At 55.0% G+C, this 8,860-nt stretch carries 8 protein-coding genes; 7 read left to right on the top strand and 1 reads right to left on the bottom strand.

The window, feature by feature from the left end:
• Positions 1 to 37: 37 nt before the first annotated feature.
• Positions 38 to 1,762, bottom strand: coding sequence for a DEAD/DEAH box helicase (locus L2W58_RS06590; RefSeq protein WP_236102557.1), 1,725 nt, complete (start codon positions 1,760 to 1,762; stop codon positions 38 to 40).
• A gap of 211 nt (positions 1,763 to 1,973) precedes the next feature.
• Between L2W58_RS06590 and L2W58_RS06585 the strand changes: the two genes are divergently transcribed.
• The 7 genes from L2W58_RS06585 to L2W58_RS06555 all read left to right on the top strand — a co-directional run bounded on the left by L2W58_RS06585 (position 1,974) and on the right by L2W58_RS06555 (position 8,826).
• Positions 1,974 to 2,591 (top strand): metallophosphoesterase, encoded by a 618-nt coding sequence (locus L2W58_RS06585; RefSeq protein WP_236102556.1) that lies wholly within the window; start codon positions 1,974 to 1,976, stop codon positions 2,589 to 2,591.
• A 35-nt stretch (positions 2,592 to 2,626) separates the two neighbouring features.
• On the top strand, positions 2,627 to 3,631 hold the full coding sequence (locus L2W58_RS06580; RefSeq protein WP_236102555.1) for a hypothetical protein: 1,005 nt from the start codon (positions 2,627 to 2,629) through the stop codon (positions 3,629 to 3,631).
• A gap of 75 nt (positions 3,632 to 3,706) precedes the next feature.
• The gene (buk, locus tag L2W58_RS06575; RefSeq protein ID WP_236102554.1) at positions 3,707 to 4,795 is read left to right on the top strand and encodes a butyrate kinase; all 1,089 of its coding nucleotides are present in this window, start codon (positions 3,707 to 3,709) and stop codon (positions 4,793 to 4,795) included.
• 6 nt (positions 4,796 to 4,801) lie between these two features.
• The gene (locus tag L2W58_RS06570) at positions 4,802 to 5,695 is read left to right on the top strand and encodes a bifunctional enoyl-CoA hydratase/phosphate acetyltransferase (protein ID WP_236102553.1); all 894 of its coding nucleotides are present in this window, start codon (positions 4,802 to 4,804) and stop codon (positions 5,693 to 5,695) included.
• A gap of 110 nt (positions 5,696 to 5,805) precedes the next feature.
• Entirely contained in the window at positions 5,806 to 6,735 is a 930-nt protein-coding gene (locus L2W58_RS06565; protein WP_236102552.1) for a bifunctional enoyl-CoA hydratase/phosphate acetyltransferase, read from the top strand.
• Positions 6,736 to 6,805: 70 nt separating this feature from the next.
• Positions 6,806 to 7,879 carry a butyrate kinase gene (gene buk, locus L2W58_RS06560; RefSeq protein WP_236102551.1) on the top strand — a complete coding sequence of 358 codons (1,074 nt, stop codon included), beginning with the start codon at positions 6,806 to 6,808 and terminating at the stop codon, positions 7,877 to 7,879.
• Positions 7,876 to 8,826, top strand: a complete 951-nt coding sequence (locus L2W58_RS06555) for a 2-hydroxyacid dehydrogenase (protein WP_236102550.1) — start codon at positions 7,876 to 7,878, stop codon at positions 8,824 to 8,826. The genes buk (L2W58_RS06560) and L2W58_RS06555 overlap by 4 nt, the downstream gene beginning before the upstream one ends.
• The last annotated feature ends 34 nt before the right edge of the window (positions 8,827 to 8,860 follow it).

Genomic DNA, 8,860 nt, shown 5'->3' with positions numbered 1-8,860 from the left:
TCGCTTTTGCGATCCCCCCTCTTTCTGTATTTATTCGTTATCTTTCCCAACGTCTCCGACCCTGAGAGGATTGGGTATTTCTTGCCTGGTTTTGCGAGGACCCATCCATGAGGCCCCATTTTGAGAGTCTGTTGGCTCCATCTCCGTTCATTCTATCGGCGGCTATAGGGCCGAGTTCCACCTCAGTGTGGTTTTCCCTCATGCGGATATTGCCGATCTCGTTTCTGTCCACGTTGAGTGCCTGACAGACGGTCGCGAGGATTCTTCCTACGGACCAATCCTGATCGATCCGTCCCTTCGATAATTTTATGGATTTGGCTCTTCCACGGAAAGAGCTTCTATTGCCTCTGTTTTCGTTTCGTCTCGAGGATCTGTTCCGGTCTCTCCCGGAGAAGCGGTCCCCTCTGTCCCTACCGGAGCGGCGGTTTTCGAGCTCGTCCTGAAGGGATTTTCTGAGGTCGTAGCCGTTAGGCAAGCCCTTGACGTAACTTCCCAACAATCTGGCTACCAGGTCTCTTGGAGCCATCATGCCCAGAAGCTCGTCCGCCCAGGCCAGGTTCTCCTGATCCGGTTCACCTCCGTCTAAAAGAGCGCTTTCCCTGAGTCCTCTCTGTACCTTGGCTATCTCGGATACGTCGGGCACGTTGGCCCACTTGAGGTCCATCGACGAGGCTCTGAGCATCGCTTTGAAACGGCCTCTTTCCCTGGGAGTCAGTATGAGTAGGTTTCTGCCTTCCTGACCGGCCCTTCCGGTTCGACCGCTTCTGTGTACGAAGGTCTCCAGGTTGTCCGGCAGGCCTATCTGTATGACGTGGGATACTCCCTGTACGTCGAGTCCTCTGGCTGCGACGTTGGTGGCCACTAGATAGGGAATTCTTCCCTGCCGAAACGCATTCATAACGCTGTTTCTCTCCAGCTGGCTCATGTCTCCGTGAAGGGCCGAGGCGGCGAATCCCTCTTCCTGAAGCCGTTCCATGGTCTCCACCGTTCCCGCCTTGGTATGGCAGAAGATCAAGCCCATCTCGGGGTTTTCCCACAGGAGGACGTTCACGAGTCCCTCCTGCCTCTTTCCTGAGGGAACGAGGTAGGCCCTGTGAGTTATATCCTCGTGCTGGTCTTCGTCGTGACATAGGGTTATCCAGCTGGGAGAGTCCAGATATCTTTTCGTAAGGGAGGCAACTTCGTCCGGCATCGTAGCGGAAAAAAGCCATGTTCTATGGGGATCGGGCAGGGTGTTGAGAATGGCCTCTATATCGTCCCTAAAGCCCATGTCCAACATGGTATCTCCTTCGTCGAGGACGATGGTCTGGATTGTATCGGTTTTGAGGGTTCTTCTCCGTATGTGGTCCATCGTTCTGCCCGGGGTTCCTACTACGAGGGCCGAACCTCTGCGAAGGTCTCTTATCTGGCGTTCCATGTCCATGCCTCCGACCAGAGACGCGGTGGTTATACCCATATATCTGCCGAGCCATTCGGCCTCTCCTGCTATCTGTTGGGCCAACTCTCTGGTGGGGGATAGTACCAGTATTCTAGGAGTAGCTGTTTCCCGGGGCAGTTCGTTCAGAAGGGGAAGTAGAAAACCGAGGGTCTTCCCGCTTCCCGTGCGGGCCTGTACGACCAGGTCTCCGTCTCTTTTTTCCGATTCCAGGACCTGTTCCTGTACCGGCATGGGAGAGTCGAATCCCTTTGCGGCAAGGGCGCTCAGAAGTTCTTCTCTAAGTTCGTAGCGATCAAAAGCGGTTGTAGCTAAAGTGTTACCCATATCGTTCCTCCTCAGTGGGTCGACGCGAAACGTCTTCGTCTTCACCACCGATGACAACAACGCTTCGCCTTCTTTCGACACATAAGGAGGCATTATCCTAGCGTCTCCTCCGATTGTCAAGGTGATTTGTAGCGATAGAACGTGTCTTTTTGCATCTTTCATATTAAAATGGACGAGTATGCCTAGGTTTAGGTTTGAAAGAGGTGTTTTCATGAATCGTTGGCTTGCAGGTGCCTGCAGGCTCCTGGGTACGGTTTACGTTCCGGAGGAGGTTATGGATCGTCCAGGGGAGTTCTTGTTGCATATATCCGACACTCCGTCCTCCTTTTTTCCCGATCTAAGGAAGATTATATCTAAGATCAGTCCGGCCTGGGTGGTCCATACGGGAGACCTGGTGGATCAGATAAAACTGGAGGCATATCCCGCTCGTATCGAGTGCTACAGAAATAAGCTAAGGACTCTGTCAGAAATTTTAGATGAGGCCGTGGCCAGAGGGGATTTTCAGGCCATGATATCTATGGGAAACCACGATGATCTTTATTCTGTGAAGGAGATGTTTTCCCATTGTCACATAACGGAAGGTACCGGTTTTTTCTCAGCTTCCGGATGGAATTTCGTCGTTAGCCACTATTCCTGGAGGATTCCCGACTTTCCCGATATGGTCGGGCTATGCGGACACGATCTGTCCTATCCTTCCGGAGATATACGCTGTCTCAACGGCGTAAAGGATATTCACTTGTTTTCGTTGAAGACCGGAGGTGTTTACAGGATCCCCTATCCCGGATATATAGACGATCAGAGGCAGCTCAAGAGACGAATAGGTCTTTAGTCTGTTTTTTCTCGTCGATCTAAGGAGGTATGGCGATGTTATCCATAGTCAGGAGTGGTCCCAGGGTCGTTAGAATGGAGGGCGATGTCTCAGAGATACTTCATTGGCTGGAAGGACGTTTTTCCTTTTCGGAATCTCCCAGGGAGAGGGTGTTCGACGGTATAGGGGAGGATAGCACCGTCTTGGTCCTGGGAGAGAGAGACCGCGAAAGGTATGTCGCGGTGGACAGCTTCCCCGACGTGATCCTGGCCGCCATGTTGACCGAGGGGGTCTGTTCGATGGTCAAGTCGGTTAGACGGCTCCCTCGGTCGATCCTTTTCAGGGTTCACGGGGACTACCGACCGGTTATGGAGGAGATCGCCGAGGATTTCGGCGGACGAATATCCCCTTTGGAGTCGATATGGGATTGGGATTCCGACAGTGGGGTCATAATATCCTTTACCTCCAAATCGCTCGCCAGACCTTTGACTATGGGCGATATGGAGAAGGACGTGGTTCTGGTATCCATGCCTCACGAGACACTTCGGACCAGGCTTCGCCGCAGGGCCATGTACCTTTTCAACAGGAGCATGGAAAAGGCCGAATGGAGACAGTTGGAGATAAGGATATACGACGCTTTCGGCAGGTACGGATTGCACGTGGAACGTCTTACAAAAGCCTTGGACGACCTGGAATTAGGACTGCTTGTCGGCGAGGGATGGGGTAAGGATTACGCCCATATCCTTATGCCGGTATCGGTCTACTGCATCAGGCTTTTCTCCTTTTTCGACGCAAAGGTCGTGAAGAAGGCTCTAATCGGTTTGGAATACGTCGAGGGAAGCGATCGATTCGCCGATTTCGATCTTTACGAGACGAAGAGAAAGATCAGTTGGACCGACGTGGCTGCGGGAGCCTACTCCGATAGAAAATCCATGGGAGCCGCCATGAGAGAGGAAGTAAGGGCGATGCTGGAGCCAGATCAGATAGAGGAGCTGGATCGCCTGGAGGCGGAGATACTGGCTTGTGCCGAACCGTCCAAGGGAGAGAAACGCTGGCATTGACTTTTGTGGTAAGGTTTACATGAGGGATTTTTTGTTTTTATCGTTCAAATCGCGATAGCGGAGAGAGGTGTTTTGATGTCCTATAAGGTTTTAGCTATAAATCCCGGCTCTACCAGCACCAAGATAGCCTGGTTCGACGATGGTTCAGAGAGGTGGTCCGAGACCGTCCGTCACGATGCGGATAGAATCGCCTCTTTCTCGAAGACCGCCGATCAATATCTTTTCCGTATGGAGACGATAGAAAAAGCGGTGGAGGCCAGGGGCAGTTCTCTGGACGACCTCAGTTGCGTGGTAGGCCGAGGAGGGATAATAGATCCGATTCCCGGTGGAACCTACGAGGTGGACCAGGCGCTTTTGGCGAGGTTGAGGAGCGGCAAGCCCTGGGACCATGCCTCTAACCTGGGAGGAATCTTGGCCGACGCAATAGCGTCTTCGAGGGGTATCCCAGCTTTCATAGTGGACCCGGTCTCGGTGGACGAACTGGACGATCTGGCTCGTCTGAGCGGCCTGCCCGAGCTGCCAAGGATCCCCTTGAACCACGCTCTGAACGTCAAGGCCACGGTCAGAAGGGCAGCGAAGGACCTCTGCGTCGACTGGCAAAACAGTAAGTACGTGGTGGTCCATATGGGAGGCGGAATGACGATATGCGCCCATAGCGACGGCAAGTTGATCGACTTCAACAGCGGGAACGATTTTGGTCCCTTCTCTCCTGAAAGGGCCGGAGGCATGCCGGCGGGGGACCTGGTAGGACTCTGTTTCGGAGGAAAGACCCCTATGACCGATCTCAAAAAGCGGTTGGCTGGCAAGGGGGGGGTATTCGCCTATCTCGGCACCAGCGATATGAGAGAGGTCTCCGAGAGAGCGAGCTCCGGAGACGAGAAGGCGGAGCTCGTCCGAAACGCGATGTCGTTTCAGATAGCCGGAGCTATCGGCTCCATGGCGGCCGCTCTTTCGGGAGACGTGACGGCGATTCTCTTCACTGGTGGGGTAGCTTACGATAGCGAGTTCGTCGCCTCCGTTCAAAGAAGGGTTCAGTGGATAGCCCCCTGTCTCGTCTATCCCGGAGAGGGAGAGATGGAGGCCCTTGCGGAGGGGGCCTTGAGGGTGTTGAAGGGCGAGGAGAAAGCCAGGTCCTATGCAGATACGGTGAAAGGAGTTCTGTGATCTATCGTGAAAAATCTGGATTTTTTGTTCGACGCTTGTACCGATTCGGGAGTGAAGAAGATCGCCGTGGCCTGTCCTTATGGAGAGGACACTTTGGAGGCCGTCTGCGAGGCCCAAAAAAGAGGTTTGGTCCAAGCGGTCCTCGTGGGCGAGTCCGAGAGGATAAAAGCCAAGGCTTCCGAGCTTGGGCTTTCCCTGGACTGTTTCGAGATCGTCGAGGAAGGTGACGACTATTCCGCCACGGAGAGGACGGTCAAGCTGGTCTCTTCCGGGAAGGCCGATCTCCTCATGAAGGGACTGGTCAAGACCGCTACTTTGCTCAAGGCGGTATTGAACAAGGAATGGGGACTTCGGTCCGGAGCTCTGTTGTCCCATCTGGTCTTCGTAGAGGTCCCCCCGTTGGGCAGGGTTTTAGGTATAACCGACGGCGGGATGAATATGTACCCGAATCTCACCGCTAAGGCGGAGATCATAAGGAACGCCGTTGGGTGCTATCATTCTCTCGGTGTCGAGTGTCCGAAGGTGGCGGCGCTTGCCGCTGTCGAGTCGGTCAACCCTGATATGACTGCCACCATAGACGCCGCTTCTCTTACCATGATGGCCGCCAGAGGACAGATCGAGGGATGTCTCATCGACGGGCCTCTGGCCCTGGATAACGCGGTTAGCCCCGAGGCTGCCGCGATAAAGAAGATAGACTCTCCCGTGGCTGGAAAGGCCGATCTGCTGGTCGTACCAGACATAGAGGCGGGGAATCTGGTCGGAAAGACCGCCATGTTTCTGGCCGGTTGCAGGACGGCAGGGGTCATATTGGGAGCCAGACGTCCTATCGTTATGACCAGCCGTTTCGACTCCATGGATACCAAGCTTCTTTCCATCGCTTTAGGAGCCGCGATTTCCTGAAGAATCTCTCGATACGGTGTATAATGTATGGAGGTTTAGTCTCTCGTTAGGTCCTGAATATGGGGCAGGGAGACGTCATATCAAATATCTCAGAGGGGGCTTTTTTTCTCATGGAACAGCTTCGTTCGTTGAGTGCCTTGTTGGAGTACGCCAAGAAAATCGGCGCGGAGAAGGGCAAGAAAAAGATCAGCGTGGCCAAGGCCGATGATCCCGGTCTTCTGACCGCGCTGGAAGACGCCAGGGTTTCCGGCATAGCCGATTTCTATTTGGTGGGAGACGAGAAAGCCATAAAGGCGGCGGCCGAGAAGGTCGGAGTCGATGTGGCAAACTACGAGATCGTCGATGCCTGTAGCGAGCCGGAGATAGCCCTTGAGGCGGTAAAGCTCGTCTCCTCCGGCAAAGCCGATGTCTACATGAAGGGACAGATCCACACGAACCATTTCCTTCGCGGTATGCTCAACAAAGAGGTCGGGCTGCGCAGAGGAAAGAACACCATCTCCCACTGTTACTTCCATCAGGTAAAGGGATTCGACCGCATATTCTTCATCGCCGACGCGGCCTTCAACATGTATCCCGACCTCTCTCAGAAAGCCCAGATCATACAGAACACGGTCAACCTCGCCAGGGCCTTCGGAGTGGAGTGTCCCAAGGTCGCGGTTCTTGCTGCGGTAGAGGTCGTCAACCCCGATATGCCGGCCACCCTGGACGCCTCCGCCTTGGCTCAGATGAACGCCAGAGGTCAGATAAAGAACTGCATCGTCGACGGTCCTTTCGCACTGGACAACGCTGTGAGCGAGGAATCGGCCAAGACGAAGGGTATCTCCTCTCCTGTGGCCGGCAAGGCCGATGTGTTCCTGGTTCCCAACATAGATGCGGGTAACATGCTGGCCAAGGCGATCGTCTACTTCTCCGAGAACGAGACCGCCGGAATGATCCTGGGAGCGGCCGCTCCCATCATCCTCACCAGCAGGGCCGATTCGCCCAGAGCCAAGCTGATGTCCATCGCCGCCGCCGTGGTCCATGCGGATTTCGGCAAGTAGTCGGTCGTAATAACTATCGTCGAGGGGCCGCCAGTCGGCCCCTTTTCTCGATGTAGGGAGGTATTGTCAGATGCGACTGTTGGCTATCAATCCCGGTTCTACCAGCACCAAGATAGCTCTGTTCGAGGACGGAACCCAGCTCTGGGACGATACCCAGAGATACGATTCCGACGTCATAGGTCGGTTTCCGTCGGTCGAAGCTCAGGAGGACTTTCGTCTTGACGAGATCAAAAAGGCGTTGAAGGAGAAGGGTGCGGAAATAGCCGATCTGGATGGCGTCGTCGGAAGGGGAGGGCTTCTTCGGCCCATTCCCGGTGGCACATACAGGGTTGACGAGGCCATGATGGAGGACATGAAAGAGGCCAGATACGGTTCTCACGCAAGCAACCTCGGGGCGGCTCTCGCCAGACGCCTGGCCGATGAGGCAGGTTGCCCCGATAACTCTTTCATCGTGGATCCAGTCGTGGTCGACGAATTGGTCGACGAGGCCAGACTGTCCGGTCTGCCCGAGATAGAGCGTCGTTCCATATTTCACGCCCTCAACCAGAAGGCCATTGCCAGGACCGCCGCGGACGAGATGGGAAAAGCCTACGAGGACTGTTCCTTCGTGGTCGCCCATATGGGTGGAGGCATATCCGTCGGAGCCCACAGAGGAGGTCGGGTCATAGACGTCAACAACGCCCTGGACGGAGATGGTCCCTTCTCCCCGGAGAGGGCGGGAACCCTTCCCACCGGAGGACTCGTAAAGCTCTGTTTCGGAGGAACCGTGACGGAGAAGGATCTTCGCAAGAAACTGAGCGGAAAGGGCGGTCTGGTGGCTCATCTGGGGACCAACGACCTGCGGGAGGTCCAGAGAAGGATGGGGGATGGAGACGAAAAGGCCGGTCTCGTCTTCAGGACCATGGCCTATCAGGTGGCCAAGGAGATAGGTTCCAGAGCCGCTTCCCTGGAGGGAGAGGTGGATGCCATATTGCTCACCGGAGGTCTGGCCTACTCGGATGTATTCGTAGATGAGATTCGACGCAGGGTAGCCTTCATAGCTCCGGTAAAGGTATACCCCGGTGAGGACGAGCTGAAGGCTTTGGCTGACGGTGCCTACAGGGTTATGTCCGGTAAGGAATCCCCCAAGGTTTACGAAAAATGAAGGTAGTTCTTCTCGAGTCTCTGGGGATTTCGGAAGAGTCTCTGGAAAGGTTGGCGGCCTCGCTTAAGAAGGACGGACACGATTTTTCGTCTTTTCCGAGGTCAGACGATCGAGACGAAAACATATCCAGGCTTTCCGGTGTGGACGTGGCTATGATAGCGAATATGCCTCTTTCCGGCGAGGTCATAGCCGGAGCCGATTCATTGAAGATGATCTCCGTAGCTTTCACCGGGTACGATCACGTGGATATGAAGGTCTGCACGGAAAGAGGCGTAGCTGTGTCCAACTGCGCCGGATATTCCACCGATTCCGTCGCGGAGTTGGCCTTGGGGCTGTCCGTAGCGGTATGCAGAAACATCCTACCCTGCGATCGCGCAGTCCGTGACGGTGCAACTAAAGCGGGGCTTCTGGGCAACGAGATAGCCGGCAAAACCGTGGGGATCGTCGGAACCGGGGCTATCGGCTGTAAAGTAGCGAAGATCTTCCGCGTTTTGGGGTGCCCGGTTTTGGCGTATAGTCGAACCGAGAGGGACGACCTCAAAGAGTTGGGAGTGAGCTACGTTACCCTGGAAGAACTTATGGCTTCCAGCGATATCGTGTCGATTCACGTTCCATGCAACGACCAGACAGTCGGCCTGATCGGAGAGGAAAAATTGGCTATGATGAAGCCCTCGGCGATACTGATCAACACCGCCAGAGGCCCTATAGTCGATAACGATCGATTGGCCGAGGCCCTGACGTCGGGGAGGCTTTCCGGAGCCGGGATAGACGTGTTCGACATGGAACCTCCTATCCCTAAGGATTACCCTCTGCTGAAAGCTCCCAACTGCGTTCTTACTCCTCACGTGGCCTTCGCTACTCCGGAGGCGTTGGAGAAGAGGGCCGTTATGGCGTTCGATAACGTCTGCGCCTGGATATCCGGTAACCCTAGAAATCTGGTTTACTGAAAAAGCCCCGCCCGGGGCCGCGGGGCCCCGCGAG

Origin of the sequence: Dethiosulfovibrio faecalis, assembly GCF_021568795.1 — a bacterium.
Classification (GTDB): domain Bacteria; phylum Synergistota; class Synergistia; order Synergistales; family Dethiosulfovibrionaceae; genus Dethiosulfovibrio; species Dethiosulfovibrio faecalis.
This window is presented reverse-complemented; position numbering and strand designations above follow the sequence as displayed.